The sequence below is a fragment of the Variovorax humicola genome, from assembly GCF_037889915.1.
Taxonomy (GTDB): domain Bacteria; phylum Pseudomonadota; class Gammaproteobacteria; order Burkholderiales; family Burkholderiaceae_C; genus Variovorax; species Variovorax humicola.
Map to the genome: position 1 here is coordinate 183,020 of NZ_JBBKZV010000003.1, position 24,280 is coordinate 207,299.

At 64.2% G+C, this 24,280-nt stretch carries 22 protein-coding genes and 2 pseudogenes; 10 read left to right on the forward strand and 14 right to left on the reverse strand.

The features are described 5' to 3' along the window. Positions 1-64: 64 nt before the first annotated feature. From dnaA to WKW80_RS07815, 4 genes and pseudogenes are all read left to right on the forward strand, one after another. A complete protein-coding gene (dnaA, locus tag WKW80_RS07800; protein ID WP_340362987.1) occupies positions 65-1,444 on the forward strand; it encodes a chromosomal replication initiator protein DnaA in 1,380 nt (459 codons plus the stop codon). A gap of 52 nt (positions 1,445-1,496) precedes the next feature. Next, the gene (gene dnaN, locus WKW80_RS07805; protein WP_340362988.1) at positions 1,497-2,603 is read left to right on the forward strand and encodes a DNA polymerase III subunit beta; all 1,107 of its coding nucleotides are present in this window, start codon (positions 1,497-1,499) and stop codon (positions 2,601-2,603) included. A 155-nt stretch (positions 2,604-2,758) separates the two neighbouring features. Further along, positions 2,759-5,278 (forward strand): annotated as a pseudogene (gyrB, locus tag WKW80_RS07810) (DNA topoisomerase (ATP-hydrolyzing) subunit B); the annotation flags it as partial. Between the two features lie 16 nt (positions 5,279-5,294). Further along, the gene (locus WKW80_RS07815) at positions 5,295-6,056 is read left to right on the forward strand and encodes a UPF0149 family protein (protein ID WP_340362990.1); all 762 of its coding nucleotides are present in this window, start codon (positions 5,295-5,297) and stop codon (positions 6,054-6,056) included. Positions 6,057-6,199: 143 nt separating this feature from the next. On the opposite strand, the pseudogene WKW80_RS07820 reads toward WKW80_RS07815, so the two are convergent. After that, positions 6,200-6,289, reverse strand: a pseudogene (locus WKW80_RS07820) (transposase domain-containing protein); the annotation flags it as partial. Positions 6,290-8,220: 1,931 nt separating this feature from the next. Between WKW80_RS07820 and corA the strand changes: the two are divergent. The 4 genes from corA (at position 8,221) to WKW80_RS07840 (ending at position 11,689) form a co-directional block, all read left to right on the forward strand. After that, positions 8,221-9,198 carry a magnesium/cobalt transporter CorA gene (corA, locus tag WKW80_RS07825; RefSeq protein WP_340362991.1) on the forward strand — a complete coding sequence of 326 codons (978 nt, stop codon included), beginning with the start codon at positions 8,221-8,223 and terminating at the stop codon, positions 9,196-9,198. 154 nt (positions 9,199-9,352) lie between these two features. Further along, entirely contained in the window at positions 9,353-9,865 is a 513-nt protein-coding gene (locus WKW80_RS07830; protein WP_340362992.1) for a hypothetical protein, read from the forward strand. A 117-nt stretch (positions 9,866-9,982) separates the two neighbouring features. Next, positions 9,983-10,423 (forward strand): carboxypeptidase-like regulatory domain-containing protein, encoded by a 441-nt coding sequence (locus tag WKW80_RS07835; RefSeq protein ID WP_340362993.1) that lies wholly within the window; start codon positions 9,983-9,985, stop codon positions 10,421-10,423. Positions 10,424-10,519: 96 nt separating this feature from the next. Further along, a complete protein-coding gene (locus tag WKW80_RS07840) occupies positions 10,520-11,689 on the forward strand; it encodes a metallophosphoesterase (RefSeq protein ID WP_340362994.1) in 1,170 nt (389 codons plus the stop codon). Between the two features lie 319 nt (positions 11,690-12,008). On the opposite strand, the gene WKW80_RS07845 is transcribed toward WKW80_RS07840, so the two are convergent. Then, positions 12,009-12,473 (reverse strand): polyhydroxyalkanoate granule-associated phasin, encoded by a 465-nt coding sequence (locus WKW80_RS07845; protein ID WP_340362995.1) that lies wholly within the window; start codon positions 12,471-12,473, stop codon positions 12,009-12,011. Between the two features lie 195 nt (positions 12,474-12,668). On the opposite strand from WKW80_RS07845, the gene WKW80_RS07850 reads away from it, so the two are divergent. After that, positions 12,669-13,253: an acyloxyacyl hydrolase gene (locus tag WKW80_RS07850; RefSeq protein ID WP_340362996.1), complete on the forward strand. Its 585-nt coding sequence runs from the start codon at positions 12,669-12,671 to the stop codon at positions 13,251-13,253. Positions 13,254-13,284: 31 nt separating this feature from the next. Here the strand turns inward: WKW80_RS07850 and WKW80_RS07855 are convergent, their stop codons facing one another. The 3 genes from WKW80_RS07855 to WKW80_RS07865 form a co-directional block, all read right to left on the reverse strand. Continuing rightward, a complete protein-coding gene (locus tag WKW80_RS07855) occupies positions 13,285-14,286 on the reverse strand; it encodes a lysylphosphatidylglycerol synthase transmembrane domain-containing protein (RefSeq protein ID WP_340362997.1) in 1,002 nt (333 codons plus the stop codon). Further along, positions 14,283-15,518, reverse strand: coding sequence for a cardiolipin synthase ClsB (gene clsB / locus WKW80_RS07860; protein ID WP_340362998.1), 1,236 nt, complete (start codon positions 15,516-15,518; stop codon positions 14,283-14,285). The genes WKW80_RS07855 and clsB overlap by 4 nt, the downstream gene beginning before the upstream one ends. Before the next feature lie 174 nt (positions 15,519-15,692). Further along, a complete protein-coding gene (locus WKW80_RS07865) occupies positions 15,693-16,493 on the reverse strand; it encodes an endonuclease/exonuclease/phosphatase family protein (RefSeq protein WP_422822867.1) in 801 nt (266 codons plus the stop codon). A 201-nt stretch (positions 16,494-16,694) separates the two neighbouring features. Here WKW80_RS07865 and WKW80_RS07870 point away from each other — a divergent pair, with 201 nt between their 5' ends. Then, positions 16,695-17,072 (forward strand): serine/threonine protein kinase, encoded by a 378-nt coding sequence (locus WKW80_RS07870; protein ID WP_340362999.1) that lies wholly within the window; start codon positions 16,695-16,697, stop codon positions 17,070-17,072. 153 nt (positions 17,073-17,225) lie between these two features. On the opposite strand, the gene WKW80_RS07875 is transcribed toward WKW80_RS07870, so the two are convergent. The 9 genes from WKW80_RS07875 to WKW80_RS07915 form a co-directional block, all read right to left on the reverse strand. After that, positions 17,226-17,759 (reverse strand): Spy/CpxP family protein refolding chaperone, encoded by a 534-nt coding sequence (locus WKW80_RS07875; protein ID WP_340363000.1) that lies wholly within the window; start codon positions 17,757-17,759, stop codon positions 17,226-17,228. Positions 17,760-17,882: 123 nt separating this feature from the next. Further along, positions 17,883-19,148, reverse strand: a complete 1,266-nt coding sequence (locus WKW80_RS07880; protein ID WP_340363001.1) for an RNA polymerase sigma factor — start codon at positions 19,146-19,148, stop codon at positions 17,883-17,885. 6 nt (positions 19,149-19,154) lie between these two features. Next, positions 19,155-19,691 carry an SRPBCC family protein gene (locus tag WKW80_RS07885; RefSeq protein ID WP_340363002.1) on the reverse strand — a complete coding sequence of 179 codons (537 nt, stop codon included), beginning with the start codon at positions 19,689-19,691 and terminating at the stop codon, positions 19,155-19,157. Between the two features lie 24 nt (positions 19,692-19,715). Beyond that, a complete protein-coding gene (locus tag WKW80_RS07890; protein ID WP_340363003.1) occupies positions 19,716-20,156 on the reverse strand; it encodes a YciI family protein in 441 nt (146 codons plus the stop codon). Between the two features lie 17 nt (positions 20,157-20,173). Next, on the reverse strand, positions 20,174-20,602 hold the full coding sequence (locus WKW80_RS07895; protein ID WP_340363004.1) for a YciI family protein: 429 nt from the start codon (positions 20,600-20,602) through the stop codon (positions 20,174-20,176). A gap of 151 nt (positions 20,603-20,753) precedes the next feature. Next, complete coding sequence (locus WKW80_RS07900; RefSeq protein WP_340363005.1) at positions 20,754-21,080, reverse strand: thioredoxin family protein; 327 nt, start codon at positions 21,078-21,080, stop codon at positions 20,754-20,756. Between the two features lie 62 nt (positions 21,081-21,142). Then, on the reverse strand, positions 21,143-22,051 hold the full coding sequence (locus tag WKW80_RS07905; protein ID WP_340363006.1) for a pirin family protein: 909 nt from the start codon (positions 22,049-22,051) through the stop codon (positions 21,143-21,145). A 72-nt stretch (positions 22,052-22,123) separates the two neighbouring features. Beyond that, positions 22,124-22,855 (reverse strand): aspartate/glutamate racemase family protein, encoded by a 732-nt coding sequence (locus WKW80_RS07910; RefSeq protein WP_340363007.1) that lies wholly within the window; start codon positions 22,853-22,855, stop codon positions 22,124-22,126. Between the two features lie 36 nt (positions 22,856-22,891). Beyond that, the gene (locus WKW80_RS07915; protein WP_340363008.1) at positions 22,892-23,782 is read right to left on the reverse strand and encodes an ABC transporter permease; all 891 of its coding nucleotides are present in this window, start codon (positions 23,780-23,782) and stop codon (positions 22,892-22,894) included. Between the last annotated feature and the right edge of the window lie 498 nt (positions 23,783-24,280).

Genomic DNA, 24,280 nt, shown 5'->3' on the forward strand with positions numbered 1-24,280 from the left:
CACCAGCAAATATCCACAAAATAAACAGAGATGACAGAGGGTTTCACCATTCGTCCGCAGCCCCATGTCGAGTGACAGCATAGGCGACAGCCTGTGGCAGGCTTGCGTCGACCAGCTCGCGCAGGAACTGTCCGAACAGCAGTTCAACACCTGGATCAAACCACTCACTGCGCAAGTCGCAGACGACCTGTCGCGCATGACGGTCTTCGTCGCCAATCGATTCAAGCTGGACTGGATTCGCGCCCAGTACGCCGGCCGCATTGCCGCGATGGCAGAGAAGCTTTACGGTCAGCCAGTAGCCGTGGAGTTAGCGCTTGCTCCGCGTGAAATGCCCGTGCGGACTTCACCTATGGTTGCGCTTGCCGAGACCGACGTGCCCCGCGACGTGGCGGGTCCGGGCGAGGATCCGGCTGCCACCGGCTTCAAGAACCGCCTCAATTCCGGCCTCACATTCGAGACACTGGTGGAAGGCACGGCCAACCGCATGGCGCGTGCCGCCGCCATGCACGTGGCCGGCATGCCGGGCCACCTGTACAACCCGCTGTTTATCTACGGCGGCGTCGGTTTGGGCAAGACCCACTTGATGCACGCTGTGGGTAACCGCCTGCTGCACGACCGCCCTGATGCCAAAGTTCTCTACATCCATGCCGAGCAGTTCGTGTCGGATGTGGTCAAAGCCTATCAGCGCAAGACTTTCGATGAGTTCAAGGAGCGGTATCACTCGCTGGACCTGCTGCTGATCGACGACGTGCAGTTCTTCGCCAACAAGGATCGCACGCAGGAAGAGTTCTTCAATGCCTTCGAGGCGCTGCTGGCCAAGAAGTCGCACATCGTGATGACCAGCGACACCTATCCGAAGGGCCTGGCCGACATCCACGAGCGGCTGGTCTCGCGCTTCGATTCGGGGCTGACGGTGGCCATCGAACCGCCCGAGCTCGAGATGCGCGTGGCCATCCTGATCAACAAGGCGCGTGCCGAGTCGGCGGAAATGCCGGAGGAAGTGGCCTTCTTCGTCGCGAAGAACGTGCGCTCCAACGTGCGCGAACTCGAAGGCGCGCTGCGCAAGATCCTCGCGTACTCGCGCTTCAACCAGAAAGAGATCTCGATCGCGCTTGCGCGCGAGGCGCTGCGCGACCTGCTGTCCATCCAGAACCGGCAGATCTCGGTCGAGAACATCCAGAAGACGGTGGCCGACTACTACAAGATCAAGGTCGCCGACATGTACAGCAAGAAGCGGCCGGCCAGCATTGCGCGGCCGCGCCAAATCGCGATGTACCTGGCCAAGGAACTCACGCAGAAGAGCCTGCCCGAGATCGGCGAGCTGTTCGGCGGACGCGATCACACGACGGTGCTGCACGCCGTGCGCAAGATCTCGGGCGAGCGCCAGCAGCTCACCGAATTGAACCAGCAACTGCACGTCCTCGAGCAGACGCTCAAGGGCTGATGATCCTCAAGTGTCGGAACGCAACTCAAAGAAAGTTAGGAAGAGGTAAGCAATGATCGTCCTGAAGGCCACACAAGAAAAAGTTCTCGCTGCGCTGCAGTCGGTATCGGGCATCGTGGAACGTCGCCATACGCTGCCGATCCTGGCCAACGTGCTGATCCGCAAGACGGGCGGGCAGCTGCAGCTCACGACGAGCGATCTCGAGATCCAGATTCGGACGACTGCCGAGCTGGGCGGCGACGAAGGCAATTTCACGACGACCATCGGTGCGCGCAAGCTCATCGACATCCTGCGCACCATGCCGTCCGACCAGACCGTGAGCCTCGAATCGAGCGCGAGCAAGTTTGTGCTCAAGGGCGGCAAGAGCCGCTTCACGCTGCAATCGCTGCCGGCCGAGGACTTTCCCCTGGTACAGGAGGCCGCGAGCTTCGGCCCCGTGTTCAGCGTGCCGCAGAAGACGCTGAAGGACCTGCTCAGCCAGGTCTCGTTCTCGATGGCGGTGCACGACATCCGCTACTACCTCAACGGCATCCTGTTCGTGGCCGAAGGCAAGCAGCTGAGCCTGGTCGCGACCGATGGCCACCGCCTGGCCTTCGCCTCGGCCATGCTCGATGTCGAAGTCCCGCGCCAGGAAGTGATCCTGCCGCGCAAGACGGTGCTCGAGATGCAGCGTCTGCTGTCGGACGCCGAGGGCGCGATCGAGATGCAGTTCGCGAGCAACCAGGCCAAGTTCAGCTTCGGCGGCATGGAATTCGTCACCAAGCTGGTCGAGGGGAAGTTCCCCGACTACAACCGCGTGATTCCGAAAAACCACAAGAACACCGTCACGCTCGGCCGCGCGCCGCTGCTGGCCAGCCTGCAGCGCACCGCCATCCTGACCAGCGAGAAGTTCAAGGGCGTGCGCCTTAACATCGAGCCCGGCACGCTGCGCATCGCGTCGAGCAATGCCGAGCAGGAAGAGGCCCAGGACGAGCTCGACATCGACTACGGCGGCGACGCGATCGAGATCGGCTTCAACGTCACCTACCTGATCGATGCGCTTGCCAACATGAGCCAGGACATGGTCAAGCTCGACTTGGCCGATTCGAACAGCTCCGCGCTGCTGACCATTCCGGAAAACACGAGCTTCAAGTACGTCGTGATGCCGATGCGGATTTGATCCGAGCTGAGTTGAGACACCCGCTGGTACCCGAGAGAGAGTGAAGAGAGGAAGTCATGAGTGAAGTAAACAAGGCGGATGTCCCGCACACCGAGCCGGTCTACACGGCGGAGATCGAGAGCGCGATCCCGATTGAAATTACCGCGCCGGACACCTCGTACGGTGAAGGCTCCATCACGATCCTCGAAGGGCTGGAGGCGGTGCGCAAGCGGCCTGGCATGTACATCGGCGATACCTCCGACGGCACCGGCCTGCACCACCTCGTGTTCGAAGTGGTCGACAACTCCATCGACGAAGCGCTGGCCGGCCATTGCGACGACATCGTCGTCACCATCCACACCGACAACTCGATCTCCGTCACCGACAACGGCCGCGGCATCCCGACTGGCGTGAAGATGGACGACAAGCACGAGCCCAGGCGCTCGGCGGCCGAGATCGCGCTGACGGAACTGCATGCCGGCGGCAAGTTCAACCAGAACAGCTACAAGGTCTCGGGTGGCCTGCACGGCGTCGGCGTAAGTTGCGTGAATGCGCTGAGCGTGATGCTGCGCCTCGTCGTGCGGCGCGAAGGCAAGATCCATGAGCTCGAATTCAGCCGCGGATTCGTCCAGAACCGCCTGATCGACAAGGTCGACGGCGTCGAGGTGTCGCCCATGAAGATCATCGGCGACACCGACAAGCGCGGCACCGAGGTGCACTTCCTGCCCGACGTCCAGATCTTCAAGGAGAACTCGGACTTCCACTACGAGATCCTGAGCAAGCGGCTGCGCGAGCTGAGCTTCCTGAACAACGGCGTGCGCATCCGCCTGAAGGACGAGCGCACCGGCAAGGAAGACGACTTCTCGGGTGCCGGCGGCGTGCGCGGCTTCGTGGAGTTCATCAACAAGGGCAAGACCGTCCTGCACCCGAACTCGTTCTATGCAGAAGGCGAGCGCCCGGCCGACACCTACGGCGGCATTCCCGGCACGCACATCGGCGTCGAAGTGGCGATGCAGTGGAACAGCGGCTACAACGAGCAAGTGCTGTGCTTCACCAACAACATCCCGCAGCGTGACGGCGGCACCCACCTGACCGGCCTGCGCGCCGCGATGACCCGTGTCATCAACAAGTACATCGAAGAGAACGAGTTCGCCAAGAAGGCCAAGGTCGAGATCACCGGCGACGACATGCGCGAAGGCCTGTGCTGCGTGCTGAGCGTGAAGGTGCCGGAGCCCAAGTTCTCCAGCCAGACCAAGGACAAGCTGGTCAGCAGCGAAGTGCGCGCGCCGGTGGAAGACATCGTCGGCAAGCTGCTCACAGACTACCTGCAGGAGCGCCCGAACGACGCCAAGATCATCTGCGGAAAGATCGTCGAGGCCGCCCGTGCGCGCGAAGCAGCACGCAAGGCGCGCGAGATGACGCGCCGCAAGGGCGTGCTCGACGGCATGGGCCTGCCCGGCAAGCTGGCCGACTGCCAGGAAAAGGACCCCGCGCTGTGCGAGGTGTACCTGGTGGAGGGCGACTCTGCCGGCGGCTCCGCCAAGCAGGGCCGCGACCGGAAGTTCCAGGCCATCCTTCCGCTGCGCGGCAAGATCCTGAACGTCGAGAAGGCACGCTACGAGAAGCTGCTCACCAGCAACGAAATCCTGACCATGATCACCGCGCTCGGCACCGGCATCGGCCGCGCGGGCGCGACCACGTCGGGCGGCGGCGCGGACGACTTCAACGTCGCCAAGCTGCGCTACCACCGCATCATCATCATGACCGATGCCGACGTGGACGGCGCGCACATCCGCACGCTGCTGCTGACGTTCTTCTATCGGCAAATGCCGGAGTTGGTGGAGCGCGGGCATATCTACATCGCGCAGCCGCCGCTCTACAAGGTGAAGGTCGGCAAGGAAGAGCAATACCTGAAGGACGGGCCCGCATTGGATGCCTTCCTGCTGAAGGTGGCGTTGAAGGATGCGAGCATTGAAACCGGCGGCGAGAAGTCGACCACCATCAGCGGCGACACGCTGGCGGAGCTGGCGCGCAAGCACCAACTGGCCGAGGCCGTCATTGCTCGGCTGCGCAATTTCATGGACGCTGAAGCGCTGCGCGCCATTGCAGACGGCGTGGTGCTCAACCTCGATACGACGGGCAGCGCCGAAGCCAGCGCGGTCGCGCTGCAGACCAAGCTGCGAGAGCTCAACACGACGGGCGTGCCTGCCGAAGTGGCAAGCGAATTCGACGTGCGCACCGATAAGCCTCTGCTGCGCATCAGCCGTCGGCACCACGGCAACATCAAGAGCAGCGTGATCACGCAGGACTTCGTGCACGGCGCGGACTACGCTGCGCTGGCCGAAGCGGCAAATACCTTCCGCGGCTTGCTGAGTGAACAAGCTGTCGTCAAGCGTGGCGAAGGCGAACGAGCGAAGGAAGAAAAGGTCGCCGACTTCCGCATCGCGATGAAGTGGCTGATCGGCGAGGCCGAACGCACGACCTCGCGGCAGCGCTACAAGGGCCTGGGCGAGATGAATCCAGAACAGTTGTGGGAAACGACGATGGACCCGAACGTGCGACGATTGCTGCGCGTGCAGATCGACGACGCGATCGAGGCGGATCGCGTGTTCACGATGCTGATGGGCGACGAGGTCGAACCGCGGCGGGAGTTCATTGAGCAGAATGCGTTGCGGGCGTCGAATATAGACGTGTGAGCATGAAACACCCCCGATGCGCCTGCTGCGCCTTCGCGGTCATACCCTGCATTCGATCGAATCAATGACCCACCCATTTGCCCCACTGTCCGAGGACGAGTACGACGAGCTTGACCGATTCCTCCTCTACCAGGTCGACACGGAAGAGGTGATGACGCTGGACATGGTGGACGGGTTCATGCACGCCCTTGCGGTTGGTCCGACCACCGTGCAGCCGAGGCGGTGGCTGCCCCAGATCTGGGGCACCAAGGAGATGATGCCGCCGATGGAGTCAATCGAGCAGTTGAACCACATTTTGGGATTGGTCATGCGTCACTTCAACAGCATCATTTCCGGGCTGGAAGAGGTGCCGCGAGTGGTCAGTCCCGGCTGGTCAACAATGACCTACGAGGGCGACAAGCGGGAATATGACGACGCTGAGTCGTGGGCCTACGGCTTCGTTGAGGGAATGAAGCTCTGCTGGAATGATTGGCAGCCGTTGCTATCAACGCCGCAAGGGCAAGCCTGGTTCAGGCCGATCGGCCTGCTCGGCGAAGACGACTTCTCCGTGGATCAGGACGAACTCACAAAGACGCCCGCCATGAGGGCCGAGTTGGCACTCCAGATCCCGCAAGCGGTGCTGGACATGCATGCCCACTGGCTCCCGCTCAGACGCGCCGTCTATGAGCGCGAGGTGGCGAAGTCGATGCAACCCAAGGTGGGGCGCAATGAGACCTGCCCCTGCGGCAGCGCCAAGAAGTTCAAGAAGTGCTGCGGAGCAGCGAATGACCTGCACTGACCTGGGGCACCAAGGAGATGATGCCGCCGATGGAGTCAATCGAGCAGGTGAATCACATTTTGGGATTGGTCATGCGTCACTTCTAGCCCGCTCGGTCACTGCATGAGTCGCCACGGCAGCAGGGCTTCGTAATCGTCGGCCGTCTACGCCAGCGGCAGCTTCTTGAACAGGGCGACCAAGTATCGATTCGGCTCGACGTTGTTGGCCTTTGCAGTCTCGATGAGCGAGTAGAGCTAACAGCTGGGTGCGCCTGTATGAGCGACAGCTGGCCAAGAGCGTGGCACCGAGCGCGGCCGCCGTTGTGCGGCGTCATCGCCAGCCAGGTGAATTGGCGCTGGCCCAGCATCCGGCCAGATGAACCTGTCTTCCTCGAGACGTTTCATCAACATCCAAAAGCCATTTCTCTATTTCTCTGCCAACCCGAAATTTTTACGCGATCACGTCGTCGATTCCTGAAGACGTACAGGGGTACGTAGCCTCACACTTCGTCGCTCGCGAAGGAAGGGGCGTGGTTTATTGCGCGCTTACGGGAATATCCGCCCTTGCCGGTGCTTGACAACGCACTTGGTGATCTCGGTGGTGCTCGCCACTGAGGCCGTCGACTGAACGCGGTTCGAGCCATCGACGAGGGCAACTGATGGACCCTTGGCGCTGGGGGCCTGAACGATTGTCGGCGGCACCTTTGTCGCTCAGTGAGTTGCCCCAGCAACCATTCGCCTCCGCGATACAGCCCCGCCAAAAAAAGCTGGAAGAGCACCAGCCAGAGCACGCCAAACCGTTCCGAAGACTGCATTCCCAAGCGGTCATCGCCAGGCGGCGTTGGTCTCTGTAATCGCGATCTTGAAGGCTCATTGGGAAGGCAGCGAAGCGAGCGAACGTATCAAACACGACATGGTTCTATCGTGGCGGGAACTTTCGATCTACGCGGGAATGCAGACGTCAAATTTCGGACTCAGCCTGCTCGTCATCACTCCGTCACAACCTTTCTCCCCACAAACCTTGAGCAACGCTGTGGACAACTGTCGGACTACTGTGTAGGGCCGTCGCAACTTGTTGATTTGTAATGGAAATCAACAGTCTGCTTAATCCGTAGGCACCTATCGCTTGCGCGAATTTCGCTTCTTTAACAACCCTTTGGCGCCGTGTCAAAGCACAACCCTGGGGAGCGTTTTGGCACAAGCGAGGGGTTGTCCACAGCGTGGGTGGGCCGGACGATGTTGTTCGCTTCGACGCGACAGTTCGGAAGCACGGGTGCGCACAATGATTGAGCTGCGCCAAGTCGTTGTGGCCAAAGAGGAAAGGGTGACTGTCCACAGAGGGGCGCGACTCTTATCTACTACTACTAATTTGAATAAGAAGAATAAGAAGAGATAGCAAGAACAGCCGCTGCTGCGGCGCGCAGATCTCCTTTCGTCGTCGCTGCAACACGCCGGGGATTGACGAGGCGCCAAGACGCAGTCCTTGGGTCACCCCGCCGCCAACACCGTTGCGCTGGTTTCCCGTCCTTGCCTCCTTGCCTCCGTCGCACGTCAGCCAACCGCCGCCATCCCACGGTGATCTCCGGGCCTTTGGAGGCCTTGCCACGAGACTCGACGCCCCAGCATGGTGAAAAGCGCGATCGAGCGCACAGGGGTCGCCTGCAACGCGCGTTGGACGGCAACGCAAACCCGTCATCACGCCGTGACGAACCCCTTCGCTCCCTTCTCCCCACATTCATGGACTAACTTTGTGAACAACTGTCTGACTACTGTGTAGGGCTGTTGCAAGTTGTTGATTTCAAAGGATAAACAACAGATTGCTCAAACTTTGAGCAGCGGAGATCAGCGTGTGAATGCTCCCTTTAGCGGGTGTTTTGCGCACTGTCAAAGCACAACTCTGGGGACATTTCCGGCACAAGCAGACGGTTGTCCACAGTGCGCGTGTTCGGTGCGATGTTGTTCCGTTTGACACGACACCTGGATAGCGCAGCTGCGCACAGTGGTTGAGCGGGCGCAACTCGTTGTAGCCAAACGGGAAAACGGCCTTGTCCACAAATGGGTGCCGCCCTTACTACTACTACTAATTTGAATAGGAAGAATAAGAAGAGATAGCAGGAACAACCGCGCCCCTCGGGCCGGTCGGAGAATCTCGGAAATCAACAACACCTCCTGCGGGGTCCATCACGATGCTGATCAACTGCGTTGCGTACCAGGACGGGGCCAAGCTGGCCGATATTCCTGTGGAAAAGATCAGCGACTACATGTTGCAGCCCGCGTGTTTCGTGTGGGTGGCGCTGAGCGACCCTTCGCCCGAGGAACTGGATGAGCTCAAGGAAGAGTTCGGCCTGCACGAGCTTGCTGTGGAAGACGCGCACCATGGGCATCAGCGGCCGAAGATCGAGGAGTACGGCGACTCGTTGTTCGTCGTGATGCACCTCGTGGAATCGGTTGCCGGCGGCGAGGAACACGGACTCAACGTTGGCGAAGTCGATGTGTTTGTGGGCAGCAACTACGTGGTCTCGGTGCGCAGCCGGAGCAAGGCCGGATTCCTGGGTGTACGGGCGCGGTGTGAACGAGAGCCCGAGCTGCTGCGCAACGGGTCTGGCTTTGTGCTGTATGCACTGATGGACGCGGTGGTCGATCGCTACTTTCCGGTGATCGATGCGCTCGAAGTGGAACTGGAACAGGTCGAGCGACAGATCTTCATCGAAAGCAACGCGCGCACCAGCATCCAGAACCTGTATGCGCTCAAGCAGCGCGTGATGGTGCTCAAACACGCGGTGGCGCCATTGCTGGAGGCATCAGGCAAGCTGCACGGCGGGCGGGTGCCGCAGATCTGCGTGAGCTCCCAGGAGTACTTCCGCGACGTGGTGGACCATCTGGGCCGCATCAACGGGTCGATCGAGTCGATGCGCGACACGATCAGTACGGCGATCCAGGTCAACCTGTCGATGGTGACGATCGAGGACGGCGAAGTCACCAAGCGGCTGGCGGCCTGGGCCGCGATCTTTGCGGTGTGCACCGCATTCGCCGGCATTTGGGGCATGAACTTCGAAGCGATGCCGGAGTTGAAGTGGCGCTATGGATATGCGATTGCGTTGTCGCTCATGGGCGGCACCTGCGGCTATCTGTACTACCGGTTTCGCAAGGCGGGCTGGTTGTAGGACGGCGCGATTCGTTGAGTTGCGTTGCCCGGGAGCGGGAAGGTGCGGGTCGTACCGGGTTGGCGCGTCGGTCGGAATGCGGCCAAATCGTTCGCTGTGCCCGAGTCTTGCTAGGGCTGCAGATCCCCGCAAAACCTCCTCGATTTGGCCCGCGATGAATACCCGCCTTGCGTCCGCCCGCTCCCGAATCCGCGCCGTGGCGCTGTGTGCCTGTGCTGTTTTTCCGGGGCCATGGATCGCCGGCGCTCAGGCCTGGAGCCATCCGCCGATTCGCGTGGCGCCGCAGGGGGTCGAGTACATGTGCGGCGGCGCCGACCGCGAAGAGTCGCAATTCCTGCGCATGGTGTCGCCACGTTGGGCTGCCACCTTTGAGTTCGCAGTGAGCCGGGGGCCTCGCGGTGCCTTCCCGGTACCGGTGCAGGTGACGGTACGCGACAGCTACAACGGCTACCTGGCGATGGAGATCCGGGCGACCGGCCCGCTGACGCTGACGCGGCTGGAGCCGGGCACTTATGACGTCGAGGCCATGGCGGGCGGCATTTCGGTGACGCAGCGCCTCACGGTGGTTCGGGGTGCTGCCGCTACCGCGCTGTTCGTGTTTCCGTCGAATGTCGACTTCGCGGCATTGAGCCAGACGGCGCGCACGATGGCGGCCCTGGGGGAATAGCCATCGCCCGGTTACTCAGGTTCCTCTAAGGTGGACGCTGCAGAGTGAGGGCGTCGTTTTTCACACCCGCTTCAAAGGAGTTCGAACATGACCGGTTGGAAATTCTTGCAAGGGACGATGCGGCCCGCAGCGGTTGCCGTTCTCTGTGGCGCGAGCCTGTTTGGCGTGCTGTCGGCGCAGGCGGCCAATCCGCCGATCCACATCGTCAACGGGATCGAATACATGAGTGGCGGCATCGGCAGCGATGAGGCCCAGTTCATGGAAACGGTGTCGCCGCGGTGGGCGGCGACGTTCGAATTCGCGGTCAAGGACGCGTCGAACAAGCAAGGCGCGGATTTCGCGGCCAATGTCCAGGTGCAGGTACGTGATGCGAACAACGGCAATTCCCTTCTGACAGCGACAGCGGACGGCCCGTTCCTGCTGGCTCGGCTGGAGCCCGGGCACTACGCGGTCGAAGCAACGCTCAACGGCCAGACCCTGAAACAGGAATTGACCGTGCGTGCCGGCGAAGCCAGCAAAGCCACCTTCGTTTGGCCTACCAGCGCGCTGCGTTCCTGATCCGACGCTGCATTTCTCCTGAAGCGGTGCTCTTGAATGCGGGGCACGCGCCTTGCATCTCGATGGTCCCGGGACTACCCGACGACCAAGGCCTCGATGCCGCTTCGCCCCCTGACCTTGTTGACGTCCCTGCTGCACCTCTTCATCGGGTTGCGGCTTCTTCCTTCGCTGGCCGCCCTCACGCCGATCTGGCCGGTGGTGCTGCTGTTGCTGGCTATTTCGGCCGTGACGATGCCGTTGCCGTTCGTCGGGAGGCGCTCGTCGGCCAGGCCGGTGTCGGACACCTGGAAGTGGGTCGGGCTGCTCAGCATGGGGTGGTTTTCGTCGATGCTCGTGCTCACTCTGGTGCGTGATGTCGGCTTGTGCGGCGCCTGGTTGGGTGGCTGGGCCGGACTCTGGACCGCCGACTGGCCGCGTGCAAGCGCCTGGAGTGCCGCTGCGGTGCCATTGATGGCCACTGCGACCTCCCTCCTTGGATTCGTGAATGCGAGGCGTACAGCGGGCGTGAGACGGGTTGACGTGCCCATTGCCGGGCTGCCGGCCGCACTGGAAGGGTTCACGATTGCCCAGTTGAGCGACATTCACGTCGGGCCGACCATCAAGCGCGGATATATCCACCGCATCGTGGAGGCCGTGAACAAGCTCGGCGCCGACGTGGTGGCAATCACCGGGGACCTGGTCGATGGCAGCGTGCCCGAATTGCGCGAGCACATTGCGCCCCTGGGTGAATTGCGCGCGCGGCACGGCACCTACGTGGTGACTGGCAACCACGAGTACTACGCTGGCGCCCCCGCCTGGATTGCGGAGCTACGCCGCATCGGGCTGCAGGTGTTGCTGAACGAACATGTTGTGCTGCGGCAGGATTCGCCAGGGCGTTCTACAGGCGACAACGAGGCGCTGGTGCTGGCGGGAGTGACCGACTTCACTGCCGGCCACTTCGACGCGTCACAGGCCAGCGATCCCGAAGGTGCATTGGCCGGTGCGCCGTTGGCCACGACCACTCGCGTGCTGCTGGCGCATCAGCCGCGAAGCGCCGTGGCTGCGGAGGCGGCGGGCTATCAACTACAGCTTTCCGGCCACACGCACGGCGGCCAGTTTTTTCCGTGGAATTTGTTCGTACCGCTGCAACAGCCATTCACGGCCGGGCTGCACCGGCTGCAGGGCATGTGGGTCTATGTGAGCCGGGGCACCGGTTATTGGGGGCCGCCGAAGCGCTTTGGCGCGCCTTCGGAAATCACGCTGCTGCGCCTGGTGCGCGCCCGGTGAGATGAAACACCCCCGAAGCGCCTGCGGCGCCTCCCCGAGGGGGCGATACCAGCGGCCCGGCGAAGCCGGTTCCGCGGTATCCCTGGCATTTGGCTGCGCCGGTTTCGTGTGTCGCGGGTCACGCATGGCGTGGTGCAAAACTGGAACGAAACACTTCCGAAGCGGCTATGGCGCTTCCCCGTCAAGACCCGTCGAGGGGGAGCACCCGGCGGCGCGGCAATGCCGGTTCGGTGCCCAGGAACAGAGCTCGCAGCACTCGTCCTGGTTTGATGCGTCGCGGGTCACGCGACAGCGTAATGGAAGACTGATCTGAGACAGCTCAGGCGGCTGCCGGGACAGCCTGCGACAAACGGCGCTCGTTGGAGGTGGCCTTGGCGTGAATGGGCTTGAGCGCACGTTGAGCAATGCGCGCGCCAGCGCTCGAAAGTTGACTCCAGGTGTGCGCCACGCGGGTGCTTGCCTCGAGAAAAGCCTGGCTGCGCGCCAGCACCTGCGCCGGCGTGAAGCTGGTGGCCAGCGACCACAGTGCAGTGTGGCTTTGAAACCACTGCTGTACCGCGCGATTGACGAGCGCGTAGTGGGTCGTGTGCAACTGGTTGGCGATGGCTGCGCCAGATTCGGTGGCCGCGGCAAGCTTTTCGGCGCTCATCAGGTGAATCTCGCGCATGTCGGCTGGTGAGGGTTCCATGCCGTGCTCCGCCATGCGGCTGGTGCGCATTTGAATTACCGAGCCTGAGGACACCAGCATTTCGCTGGTCTTCAGGGCCACATCGGTCCAGATCATGAGCGGATTGAAGAACCGGGAGGAGGGTTTGGAAGTGCGCATGCCTCCACTATAGGGCCGCCAGCATTTTTATGCTGCACTGCAACATAAACCGCACTGTCCTACTTGGTGATGCGAGATTTGCGATTTTTTTCCACAATGTCTCCAAGACAACCTTTTTTGGCGGTGCGCGCACCGTGCGACAGGAGAAAAAAAATGATGAACGTGCGACGGATGTTGGCGGTGTGTGCGGGAAGTTGCGCGATGGCGCTGGCGGCCCCTGTGGTGGCCCAGCAACAAAGCCCCGAGTTGCAGTCACCTTGGGGCATCTATGTGGAAGGCGGGAACACGCTGGAGGGCAATTCCAAGGCTGGCGTGGCGTCTGCGGGCTTCACGTTCGGGTTCGGGCCGCGTCGCGAGTTGTGGGGCGGCGTCGTCACCACCTTTGGCGACTTGTTCGTGAGCGAATGGCGGGCGCAGAGACGATCAAACGACCGCAAGCAGAACTACACGCAGGTCGGCATCATCGCGAACGCGCGCTATCGCTTCGCGCAAGGCACTTCACCCTGGTTCGCCGACCTGGGCATCGGCTTGACGCTGCTGGACAAGCTCTACGAAACACCGGACCGCAGCTTCAGCACGCGCTTCCAGTTCACCGAGGTGTTGGGCATCGGACGCAGTTTCGGCGACACCGGCGCGCACGAACTCCAGTTGCGGGTGCAGCATGTGTCGAATGCGGGCATCAAGGAGCCGAATCCCGGGGAGACCTTCTTCAAGTTGCGCTACCAGTACCATTTTTGAGGGCTGGCCCACTTGAAGGTGGGCTGCGTCCTCAGGAAGGTTGAAGCCGCCGTCGATGTGACCGCGTGCCAGAATTGCCCGCGGCGGCCGCGGCGAGCTTTCTGGCGTGCACCTCCATGGTCAGGTACACCACGGTGGCGACGACCAAAGGCGCCCAGTAGTAGACGGCGCGGTAGGTCAGCACCGCGGCGATCAGCGTGGTGGTCGACAGCGGCGGCGAGAGCAACGCGACGAACACCGCCTCGAGCACGCCCAGGCCGGCCGGAACGCGAGACATCAGCCCGGAGACCGCGCCGATGAGCAGTACGCCCAGCGCCACGGGATAGGCGACCTTGCCTTGCAGAAGCACGTACATCGTGGCACCCATCACTGACCAGTTGGCACACGAAATCGCAAGTTGCACGCACGCCATGCGCAGATGCGGCAATGCGATGTCATGGCCACGCACGCTGAATTCGCGGCGCTTCGACACTGCGCAGAGCACCAGGTAGCCCAGCGATGCCAGCACCAGCACGCCGCCGAGCACGCGCAGCGCCACCGCGCCCATGTGCCAGTCCGATGGGAGCGAGACCGGCCAGAAGACGAAGGCCAGCCCGGCCAGCAGGCAGTAGCCCAGCCAGTTGGTCAGCATGCTCATGCCGACGATGCGGGCGATGACGGGCGCGTCCAGCCCCAGCCGCGCGTAGAGCCTCACGCGCATTGCCAACGCGCCGACGACCGTGCCGAGGTTGAGGTTGAACGCATAGCTCACGAAGGTGATGGCCATGACCGACGTCGCGCGCAGCGGATGCGTCGTGTAGTGTCGGCCGACCAGGTCGAAGGTGCTGTAGATCAGGTGGCTGGTCGCGCCCAGCACGGCCGCCAGCGCCACGACCCACAGCGGGTAGGCGAGCATCGTTTCGAAAACTTCGCGCCAGTCGATGGCACGGGCTACGTGCACGAGCATGAATAGTACGAAAGACAGGAAGCCCGCGACTGCGATGCGTCGGGTCCAGGGCCACCAGGGGTGGGTGGTGAGCGAATGGATGGTCATGCCACGTCCGTTTGCGTGGGTCCGTTCGCGCCGGATTGTCCGGGCTGGATGCGTTCCAGTCGCGGCGCATGCCGCGGAAGCCAGCCGGCCCACGCGGGATACCAGCGCATCAGGTGGAAGATGAAAAAGCTGCGTACCAGCCGCCAGCCGCTCCAGTCGTCGAGATGCTGGCTTTCGATCTGCGTGCAACTGTGGCGCATCAGGTGCTCGAGCCGTTCCGCGAGCGCGGCGTTGAATGCCTTGTCGCGTACGACCACGTTGGCCTCGAGGTTGAGCGACAGCGAGAGCGGGTCGAGGTTGCTCGAGCCGACGGTGCTCCAGATGTCGTCGACCAGGGCGACCTTGCCATGCAGCGGGCGGTCGCAGTATTCGAAGATGCGCACGCCGGCATGCAGCAGGTGGTGATACAGCATGCGCGCGGCGGTCTTGACGATCGGCATGTCGGGTTCGCCCTGCAGGATCAGCCGCACGTCGACGCCACGGCGCGCCGCGCGCCGCATCTCGCGGATCAATGTGTAGCCGGGAAAGAAGTACGCATTGGCGATGGTGATGCGATGGCGGGCCGAGCGGATGGCGGCGCGGTAGTGGCGCTCGATGTCGTTGGTGTGATGGCGGTTGTCGCGCGTGACGAATAGCACGTCGGAATCGCCCGCCGGCTGTGCTTGCTGCGTGTCGGGGATGGCCGCCTCCACGCGCCGCCGATACCAGTGGTGGCCCTTGCCGCCGGCCGCGATGGCGTGCAGCACGAAGCGGTGGATCTCGTTGACGACCGGGCCGCGCAATTCCACCGCGTAGTCCTGCTTCGCCTTGGGGCCGAAGTCGGCGAGATGGTCGGCCGAGAAGTTGATGCCGCCGATGAAGGCCCTCACGCCATCGACCACCACGATCTTGCGGTGCATGCGGCGCAACATGTTCATGCGGCGGCCGAAGCGACGATTGCCCGGGTCGAAGGCACGTACCTTCACACCGGCCGATGTCAGGCTTGCAATGTATTCATGCGACAGGTCGGGCGAGCCGAAGCCATCGATCATCAAGTCGACTTTCGCGCCCCGCCGTGCCGCCGCGAGCATGGCGTCGCGCAGGGCCTGGCCGACCTTGTCCTCGGACAGGATGAAGGTCTCGATGATCACTTCGCGCTCGGCATCGGCGATGGCCTCGAACACGCGCGGGTAGAAACCCTCGCCGTTCTCAAGCAATTCGACCTTGTTGCCCGTGGTCCAGCGGCTGCTCATGGTGCGGTTCTCCGGTTCATTCAGTGCGCCACTGATCCCGGTGCGTCTCCAGCGACGCATGAACCCAGGACGACCAGGGCGAAGTCTGTTCGTGGGCACCCGCGGAACCGGCTTTGCCGGGCTGTTGGGTGCGCCCTCTCGAGGGGAAGGCGCCGCAGGCGCATCGGGGGTGTTTCATACCAGTTCGATGTCGGCTACGAGCGGCGTGTGGTCCGACAGGTGCGACCAGGGCTTGCGCGGCAGCACGACGGGCGCGTGCACGCCGGCGTTGCGCACGTAGATGCGGTCGAGCGGCAGCAGCGGAAAGCGCGACGGAAAGGTGCGCGCCGCGCTGCCGTTGGCATGCACGAACACCTCGCGCAAAGCGGCGCCTTCGGCAAGCACGTCGTGCGCACGGCCACGCCAGTCGTTGAAGTCGCCGGCCACGATCAGCGCTGCATCAGCCGGCACTTCGTCGCGCACGATGTGACAGAGCAATTCGAGTTGCTGCTGCCGGTGCCCTTCGGCCAGGCCGAGGTGTGCGCAGATCACGTGCACGTCGCCGGGTCGGCCGGGCAGGCGCAGCACGCAATGCAGCAGTCCGCGCTTCTCTGGGCCAGCAATGGATACGTCGTGGTTGCGGAAATCCACGATCGGGAATTTCGACAGCACCGCGTTGCCGTGATGTCCCTTCGGATACACCGCATTGCGCCCGTAGGCGAACTGCGGCCACATCGTTTCGGCAAGAAATTCGTAGTGCGGCGTGTCGGGCCAGTTCTCATGCTGGCGCGCATGGCGCTCGTGCGTGCCCTGCACCTCCTGCAGGAACACCACGTCCGCACCGACCGTGCGCACCGCATCGCGCAACTCGGGGAGGATGAACTTGCGGTTGAGCGCGGTGAAACCCTTGTGCGTATTGACCGTCATCACCTTCAGAGAGGTCGGTGCGTCTTGGGCGACGGGCGTGGCGGGTGGTTGGTGCGTCATGGCATTCATGGTTTTACGGCGGCGAGATGGCCTTGCCTGTAGGAGCACACCACGTTCAGGCCGCGCCTTCGTGGCACGGCGGCCGGCTCCTACAGGGGGGCCTGCCCGATGACCACACGCCGCGGCCGCATTGCAGGCCTACGGTGGTTTCACGGTTTCTGAGTTTCTGAGAAAGGGCCGGAAGTTCCAACCCAACCAAAGGAAGACACCATGAAGCAGCAACAAGTTATTTCGTCGGCCGTGCTGGCCGCCTTGCTGGCCGTCACGGGCACCGCGTTAGCCCAGCGGCCGGACCCGGTGAGTCCGAGCGCCCACGTGAGCGAGACAGTACCGGCATCGCGCGAAGCGGTGCGTGCCGAGGCGCGCATCCACAATCGCACCCCGGCAAATTCGCTGTCACCGGGCGGCGAGGCGAGCACGACGGTCAATAGCCAGCCGAACATGATGCCCACGCCGATCAGCGACACCACTCGGGCCGAGGTGCGCCAGCAGACTTACAAGGAGCGTCCGCATTTCCGGGGTGGCGAGAAGGGCGAACGCCCGGACGTGCCGACCAATCCGGCGCACGAAACCGGGACGCCGAAGTAGACGTGTGTCGCCAGGCGTGAAAGGCCGCGGTCCGGGAGGGCCGCCTCGCCGCCCGAAAGCGCTGGCACCGCGGTGCGAAGCACGGCGGTACCTGACCTAATGAGCGCGGCGGGCTCTCTCATGTGGGATGAGGCGCCTGGAAAGGCCCTTGCCTCAACCCTTGGTGGGCGGCGGGCGATGTCCCTGGTGGTCCGGACCGCCACGCGCGCCGTGGCGCATCATGGCCACCGTCTCGGCATCGAAGGTCTTTTGCTGCTCGGGGTTCAGCGCGGCATAGAAGGTCTTGGTCGCATCGGCGCGCTTGGCGAACATGGCCTGGCGTTCGGCTTGGCGGGCCTGCATGCGGTCGATACGCTCCGGCGTCGTGAGCTTTTCGAACTCGGCCCGGTCGCGGCGTTGCGGTGGGCGTGCCGGTGGCGCGGTGGCAGCGGTGTAGGTGGACCAGGCGCTTTCCTGCGCAGCGCTGAGCTTGAGCTTGGCCTTCAGCGCGGCCAGGTGCTCGGCGTGCCGGGCCTGCATGCGTTCGAAGAACTTGCCGTCGCGCTGCTCGCGGTCCATGCGGTGTTCAGCGGCGGGTGCGGCGGGTGCGCCCGGTGCCGTGGGCGCGGTGGGCGCCTGGGCCGAAGCGGCGAAGGCCGCAGTGGCCAGCAAGCCGGCGGAAACGAGACGTTGTGTGATCGAGATCATGAGAGAGCTTCCTTTCGAAGAAGACTGATGCCACTCGGCAGCAGGTGAGAGGAGTGTCGGATCGCTCTGTTTCGCAACCGTGAGGCGGCGGTGTGCTTGCGTAAAGTTGGGTGAACGAGCTGGCTACGAAGCGCAGGCGGCTGCGCGGTCGCGCAGCAGGGCGCGCTCCCGGGCGTTGCGTGTGAGGGAGGCTGCGGTTTCGAACTCGGCGCGCGCCTCGCTCATTCGGCCCAGCCTGGCGAGCAGGTCGCCGCGCACGCTTGCCAGCAAGTGGTAGCCGCGAAGGGCGCCCTGCGCCACGAGGGCATCGACGACTTCGAGCCCTTCCGCCGGGCCGAAGGCCATCGACAGTGCGACGGCGCGGTTGAGCTCCACCACCGGCGAGGGCATGAGTTGCGCCAGCGCGTCGTAGAGGGCGGCAATTCGGGGCCAGTCTGTCGCGTCGGGTGTGGTCGCGCGAGCGTGGCAGGCGGCGATGGCGGCCTGCAGCGCATAGGGGCCCAAGGCGCCGCCGAGTGCTTCGGCCCGCGCAAGAGCGGCAAGGCCGCGCTGAATCAGCAGCCAGTCCCAGCGCGCGCGGTTCTGGTCCAGCAGCAGGATGGGCACGCCTTGCGCGTCGACGCGGGCGGCCGTGCGCGAGGCCTGGATTTCCATCAGCGAGACGAGGCCGTGCACCTCGGGTTCGCCCGGCACCAGTTCTGCGAGGATGCGGCCCAGCCGCAGCGCTTCCTGGCACAGCGCGGGGCGCATCCAGTGGTCGCCGGCGGTGGCGGCATAGCCTTCGTTGAAGACGAGGTAGATCACTTCGAGGACGGATGCCAGGCGCTGCTGCAACTCGGCGGCGCGCGGCACTTCGAAAGGGACGCGGGCTTCGGTCAGCGTGCGCTTGGCACGGACGATGCGCTGCGCCATCGTGGCTTCGGGCACGAGGAAGGCACGGGCGATTTCGTCGGTCGTGAGGCCGCCGAGCAGGCGCAAGGTCAGGGCGGCACGCGCATCCGGCGAAAGAACCGGGTGGCAGGCGATGAAGATGAGGCGCAGCAGGTCGTCGCCCACGTCGTCATCGGGTGCCTCGTGCGAGTCGACGTGCAGGTGGGCCTCGTGCACTTCGAGCTCATGGCCGTATTCGTCGTGCTTGCGCTCGACCAGCTTGCGGCGGCGCAGTTCGTCCAGGGCACGGTATTTGGCGGCGGCCATGAGCCAGGCGCCGGGGTTGTCGGGCACGCCGTGCTGCGGCCATTTCTCCAGCGCCGCGACCAACGCGTCTTGCGCCAGTTCTTCCGCCAGGCCGACGTCGCGCACGATGCGCGTCAGGCCCGCGATGATCTTCGCGGACTCGATGCGCCAGACCGCATCGATGGCGCTGTGGGTGGCGCCCGTGCCGCTCACCTCAGCTCACTTTTCTGCCGCGGCCTTGAGGCTCGCCAGGCCGGTTTCGAAGTCCTTGCCGATCATCGTGTCCATGCTGAAGAACACCTGCATGACCTTCGACACCAGCGGCGCCGGGCCTTCCATCGACCAGGTGACCTGAGTGCCGCTGCCTTGGGGCTGCAGCGTGAACGCAGCGATGTTGTGGGCCGTGAAGGGCTTGCTGAAATCGAGCTGGATGGCAACCCGTTTCGGTGTCGACTCGGCGATCTCCATGCGGCCCGCGCCGGCGTTTCCGGTGCCCTCCCAAGCGTAGACAGCGCCCTTGCCGCTGGGTGCTCCACTGAACTCGCGCTTCATCGACGGGTCGATTTTTTCGTAGGGCGACCAGGCGCCCCAGCGATGGAAGTCGGCGATCAGCGGCGCGATCTTTTCAGGCGGTGCCTGAATGGTCGTGCTGCGCTCGACCTTGAACGTGTCGGGCTTGCCGGTCGCCAGGCCAAGCACGATCGCGATGCCGGCGGCAAGCAGCAGGGCGGTGGTCAGCAGGATCTTCTTGAGCATGGTGTTCTCCCTGATCCCCGGACGTCAGCGGGGGACGTCGGGCGAGGCGTGCATCTGCTTCTCGAGTTCTTTCAGCTCGGGGCCGGCCACACCTTCGAAATCCTCGAGTTCGTAGAGTTGCCGCAACTCGAGCGACACATTGCCGTGACCGTCGCTCGACGGCCAGCGGCGCACCCATTCGATGGCTTCTTCCTTCGATTTCACCTCGATCAGCGTGAAGCCGGCGATCAACTCCTTGGCTTCGGTGAAGGGGCCGTCCGTGACTGTCGGCTTGCCGTCCCTGAACTGGATGCGTGCGCCGGCGGAACTGGGCTTCAGGCCCTGGCCGCCGCGCATGATGCCGGCGTCGAGCATGGCCTGGTTGTAGGCCATCATGTCCTTGAGCAATTGCTCGTGTTCCTTGCCGACGGGGCTGGTTTCGGATTCGGTCTCGGCGTCGGCCTTGCGGATGATCATGAATCGCATGCGTGCTCCCTCTGCGCTTATTGCTGTTGCTGCTGCGCCGCGGCTTGCGCGCGCAACCGTTCTTCATTGGCCTTCAGTTCCGGCGTGAGCGCCGGGCCGAAGTCTTCGGGGGAGAACACCTGGCGGATCTCGACTTCGGCGCCGTCGCCGAACGGTGCGCGCTTGAGCCACTCGATGGCTTCGTCCTTCGACTTGACCTGGATCAGCCAGAAGCCGGCCACCAGTTCCTTGGTCTCGGCGAACGGTCCGTCGATGACGGTGCGCTGCGTGCCGTCGTAGCGGATGCGCGCGCCCTTCGAACTCGGGTGCAGGCCCTCGCCCGCGAGCAGCGCGCCGGCCTTGACCAGCGACTCGTTGAACTTTCCCATCTCGGTGAGCAGTTGCTCGCTGGGCATGACGCCTGCTTCGGTGTTGGCGTCGGCCTTGACGATGACCATGAATTTCATTCGGTACTCCTGAAAGGTTGCGGTGAGGATGAAAGAGCCGCCGGTCGATCGATATCGACCGGAATCAGGGCGGCTCTGTCTGTACGCCGAACGAGGTCTCGCGAATTCGACATCGGCGCGGGTGCTGATTTGTAAAGATTGGTTTGCCTGTTCAGGCCGGCGTGGTGATCTGCCCGAGCGCGCGGCTGATTTCGTCGGCGGCGGTCGGGCGCACCACGCGCGCAACTTCTTTGCCGTCGCGCATGAACACCAGCGTGGGCCACAGCTTGACCCGGAAGGTTCGGCCGAGCGGCCGGCCGCTGCCGTCTTCCACGCGGATGCGGCGCACGCCGGCATGGCCTTCGAAGGCTTCGTCGATCAACGGTTCGGCGCGCAGGCAGAAGCCGCACCAGTTGGTGCCGAATTCGACGACGGTGGGGCCATCGAAGCGGTCGATCGCGGCGCGGTCGGTGGTCTCGGGGGTATAGGGTTCGGACATGGTGCGAGGATTCTGCCCCGAGGCCCGGCACTTCGTGTTGCTGCCGGCGCCAACGGCGCCCTTCAGCCGAGCTTGCCGTTCTGGAAATCCTGCACCGCCTCCATGAGCTGCTCGCGCGTGTTCATGACGAAGGGCCCATATTGCGCAATCGGCTCGTGCAACGGCTTGCCGGCGATGAGCAACGCCCGCGCCGGGCTGTGGTTGGTGGCAGCGGCGCGCAGCCGGACGCCATCGCTGCCCGGGTCGTTGGCCATGATCGCCATGCGCCGGGTCGGCACTTCGCTGCTGCCGATCCACACCGACTCACGAAACGCGTAGACAAGCGCGTTGCGGTCATCCGGCAGGGGCTGCCAGAACTCGGTGCCGGGCGGCAGCGTGATGTCGAGGTAAAGCGGCTCCGTGTGTTCGCGCTGCATCGCGCCATTCACGCCGTGGCTCAGGCCGGCGATCACGCGCACGTGCACGCCGGCGGGGGTGAGGTATTCGGGAATCTCGGCGCTCTGGATGTCGCGATACCAGGGGTCGCGCAGCTTGTCCTTGGCGGGCAGGTTGAGCCAGAGCTGGAAACCCTCCATCATGCCGTCTTCCTGCTCCGGCAACTCGCTGTGGATGAGGCCGCGGCCGGCTGTCATCCATTGCACGCCGCCGTTGGACAGCAGCCCTTCATGGCCCGCGCTGTCGCGATGCCGCATGCGGCCGGAGATCATGTAGGTAACGGTCTCGAAGCCGCGGTGCGGATGGTTCGGGAAGCCACCGATGTAGTCGCCGGGGTTGTCGCTGCCGAAGGCGTCGAGCATCAGGTAGGGATCGAGCCGCTGCTGCAAAGGCTGTTGCAGCACGCGCGTGAGCTTGACGCCGTCACCGTCGCTTGTCGAGACGCCGGCCACGATGCGGTCGATGCCGCGCGGCGTGGCCACGGGCAGCAGTTCGGTGAGATGGAGGGCGTGCGGGGAGGGCTGTGCGCTGGTCATCGGAAGATGGTCGCACCAAGCGGTCAACCGCGCCAGCAACGCGGATGTCCGAGCTGTGGTTGTTCGCGCCGCTCAGGGCAGCGCGGCCATTTCCCACGAGACGTTTTCCCAGGCCACGCCGAAGCCGCTTTCCGCCGGTGCCTTGTCGGCGTTGCGCACGGCACCGAGCGCCCATTGCGCGCCCGCCTGCACGCTATCGATGAGGGGCACCGGCACGTCGTCCGAGATGCAGCTCGCCATGCCGGCCAGCCCCGCGCCGCCAAGGATGATGGCTTGCGCGTCGAAGCGCTCGGCTGCGTCGCGGCAGGCCTGCGCCAGCACCCTGCGTGCGGCCGCCGGATCGGCCGCGAGTTCGGCGCCGGTCTGCTTCACGGTATGGATGCCGGCGAGTGTCTCGGTGTGGCCCAGCGCGCTGGCCAGGCGCGACAGCATCGGTCGCCAGCGCGCGCCGCCGGTGACAACGGCAAATCGGCCATGCCACGCGGCCGCCGAGAACGCTGCCTCGGCCAGCCCGCTCACCGGTACGCCGGCGCCTTCGCGTAGCGCGAACAGGCCGGGGTCGCCGAAGCAGCCGATGAGTACCGCATCGGGCTTCGGCCGCTGCGTGAGCGCCACCGCCCAGGCGTCCAGCACGGTGTGGTTGGCAACCGCATAGCTGGCTTCGGAAGAAATGTAGGGCGCACCGAATCGCGCGGTGATGGTGCGCACGTCCAGCGCGTCGCGGGTTTCCTGGCGAATGTGTTGCTGCAGCAGCAGGCTGATCGATTCGGAAGTGTTGGGATTGATGACGAGCAATGAAGGCATGGCGCGGTCGGTGGGGTCAGGCAGCGAAGCGGGCCGTCACGCCCGCTTGGCAGAGCGGCGGCGCAGCATCGCGGCGGCGCCGAGCGCGATGCCGATGACAGCGAAAGAGACGACGGTGGTCACGGTGCCCAGCGCATAGATCGACGGCGTGGTGACGGTCGACGTCAGGCCCTGCAGTTCGAGCGGCAGCGTGTTGACGTCGCCGATGGCTTGTGAAGTGCGCGCGATCTCGTCCCAGCTCAGCGTGAAGCCGAACATGCCGATGCCGACGACCGACGGCCCGATCAGCGGCAGCACGACATGGCGGAAGGCTTGCCATGGCGTTGCGCCCAGGTCGCGCGCGGCTTCCTCGTACGCGGGGTTGAAGCGGTTGAACACGGCGAACATGATGAGCAGCCCGAACGGCAGTGTCCAGGTAAGGTGCGCGCCAAGCGCCGAGGTGAGCAGGCCGAGCGCGGTGCCGTAGTTTTCGAGCGTGCCGGTCGCGTCCATGGCGGCGAGCGCATCCTTGATGCCGGTGTCGAGCAGCCGGAACTGCAGCCCGATGCCGAGCGAAACGATGATCGACGGCATGATGAGGCTGGCCACCGTGACGAAGAACACGGCGTCGCCGCCCTTGAGTCGCTTGCGGAACGCGAGGCCGGCCAGCACCGACAGCACCACGGTGAACACCATGACCACCGTGCCCAGCATCAGCGAGCGGCGGAATGCGGCGCCGATGTCGACCGTGCCCAGACCTTCTGCCAGCTTGTGGAACCAGTGCAGCGAGACGCCGCGCAGCGGAAAGGTCAGCCCGCCTTCGGGGCCCTGGAAGCTCAGCACGAAGATCGTGATCATCGGGCCGTAGAGAAACAGCACGAAGGCTGCGAACACGAAGGCCAGCGGCCAGAAGCCGGCGGCGCGCTGTTCACCGATGCGTTGGCTCATCGTTGTCGTCCCACTGTGTGTTGTGCCTGTCTCATGAGTGCGTTTGGGGCGCTCGGAGAACCGTGGATGCGTGCCGAGGCCACTGGGCATCCCCCTCCGCGAATGTCCCCCGCCTTCGGCTCCTCCTTTATTTCGCCGCGGGGGACACCCAGCGCCCCCGGCACGTGGAACGGTCCGTGGTGCCGGCCGATCGACGACTGCACGTCTGGATCGCGATCCCACCCCCGGTCTTGAAGCAAGCTCGTCTTCACCTTGGTTTTCCACCGCGCTATCGCGTGACCCGCGACGGATGAAACCCCGTGGAGCAAGACGAAGTCTGTTCGTGGGCACCCGCGGATCGGGGGGGAGTCATCCGGGTCTGTTCGTGGGCACCCGTGGAACCGGCTTTGCCGGGCCACCGGGTGCGCCCCCTCGAGGGGGAGGCGCCGCAGGCGCATCGGGGGTGTTTAAACCTCCCCGTGGAACCGGCTTTGCCGGGCCACCGGGTGCGCCCCCTCG

What these genes read in the sequence shown, in the direction of transcription:
- WKW80_RS07850 (WP_340362996.1), top strand. Translation starts at nt 12,669, where the DNA reads ATGATGAACGTGCGACGGATGTTGGCGGTGTGTGCGGGAAGTTGCGCG.
- dnaA (WP_340362987.1), top strand. Translation starts at nt 65, where the DNA reads ATGTCGAGTGACAGCATAGGCGACAGCCTGTGGCAGGCTTGCGTCGAC.
- WKW80_RS07890 (WP_340363003.1), bottom strand. Translation starts at nt 20,156, where the DNA reads ATGCGATTCATGATCATCCGCAAGGCCGACGCCGAGACCGAATCCGAA.
- WKW80_RS07855 (WP_340362997.1), bottom strand. Translation starts at nt 14,286, where the DNA reads ATGACCATCCATTCGCTCACCACCCACCCCTGGTGGCCCTGGACCCGA.
- WKW80_RS07910 (WP_340363007.1), bottom strand. Translation starts at nt 22,855, where the DNA reads ATGCCTTCATTGCTCGTCATCAATCCCAACACTTCCGAATCGATCAGC.
- WKW80_RS07830 (WP_340362992.1), top strand. Translation starts at nt 9,353, where the DNA reads ATGAATACCCGCCTTGCGTCCGCCCGCTCCCGAATCCGCGCCGTGGCG.
- WKW80_RS07905 (WP_340363006.1), bottom strand. Translation starts at nt 22,051, where the DNA reads ATGACCAGCGCACAGCCCTCCCCGCACGCCCTCCATCTCACCGAACTG.
- WKW80_RS07865 (WP_422822867.1), bottom strand. Translation starts at nt 16,493, where the DNA reads ATGAATGCCATGACGCACCAACCACCCGCCACGCCCGTCGCCCAAGAC.
- dnaN (WP_340362988.1), top strand. Translation starts at nt 1,497, where the DNA reads ATGATCGTCCTGAAGGCCACACAAGAAAAAGTTCTCGCTGCGCTGCAG.
- WKW80_RS07835 (WP_340362993.1), top strand. Translation starts at nt 9,983, where the DNA reads ATGCGGCCCGCAGCGGTTGCCGTTCTCTGTGGCGCGAGCCTGTTTGGC.
- WKW80_RS07885 (WP_340363002.1), bottom strand. Translation starts at nt 19,691, where the DNA reads ATGCTCAAGAAGATCCTGCTGACCACCGCCCTGCTGCTTGCCGCCGGC.
- WKW80_RS07845 (WP_340362995.1), bottom strand. Translation starts at nt 12,473, where the DNA reads ATGATCTGGACCGATGTGGCCCTGAAGACCAGCGAAATGCTGGTGTCC.
- WKW80_RS07895 (WP_340363004.1), bottom strand. Translation starts at nt 20,602, where the DNA reads ATGAAATTCATGGTCATCGTCAAGGCCGACGCCAACACCGAAGCAGGC.
- clsB (WP_340362998.1), bottom strand. Translation starts at nt 15,518, where the DNA reads ATGAGCAGCCGCTGGACCACGGGCAACAAGGTCGAATTGCTTGAGAAC.
- WKW80_RS07875 (WP_340363000.1), bottom strand. Translation starts at nt 17,759, where the DNA reads ATGATCTCGATCACACAACGTCTCGTTTCCGCCGGCTTGCTGGCCACT.
- WKW80_RS07915 (WP_340363008.1), bottom strand. Translation starts at nt 23,782, where the DNA reads ATGAGCCAACGCATCGGTGAACAGCGCGCCGCCGGCTTCTGGCCGCTG.
- WKW80_RS07870 (WP_340362999.1), top strand. Translation starts at nt 16,695, where the DNA reads ATGAAGCAGCAACAAGTTATTTCGTCGGCCGTGCTGGCCGCCTTGCTG.
- WKW80_RS07840 (WP_340362994.1), top strand. Translation starts at nt 10,520, where the DNA reads ATGCCGCTTCGCCCCCTGACCTTGTTGACGTCCCTGCTGCACCTCTTC.
- WKW80_RS07815 (WP_340362990.1), top strand. Translation starts at nt 5,295, where the DNA reads ATGCGCCTGCTGCGCCTTCGCGGTCATACCCTGCATTCGATCGAATCA.
- corA (WP_340362991.1), top strand. Translation starts at nt 8,221, where the DNA reads ATGCTGATCAACTGCGTTGCGTACCAGGACGGGGCCAAGCTGGCCGAT.
- WKW80_RS07900 (WP_340363005.1), bottom strand. Translation starts at nt 21,080, where the DNA reads ATGTCCGAACCCTATACCCCCGAGACCACCGACCGCGCCGCGATCGAC.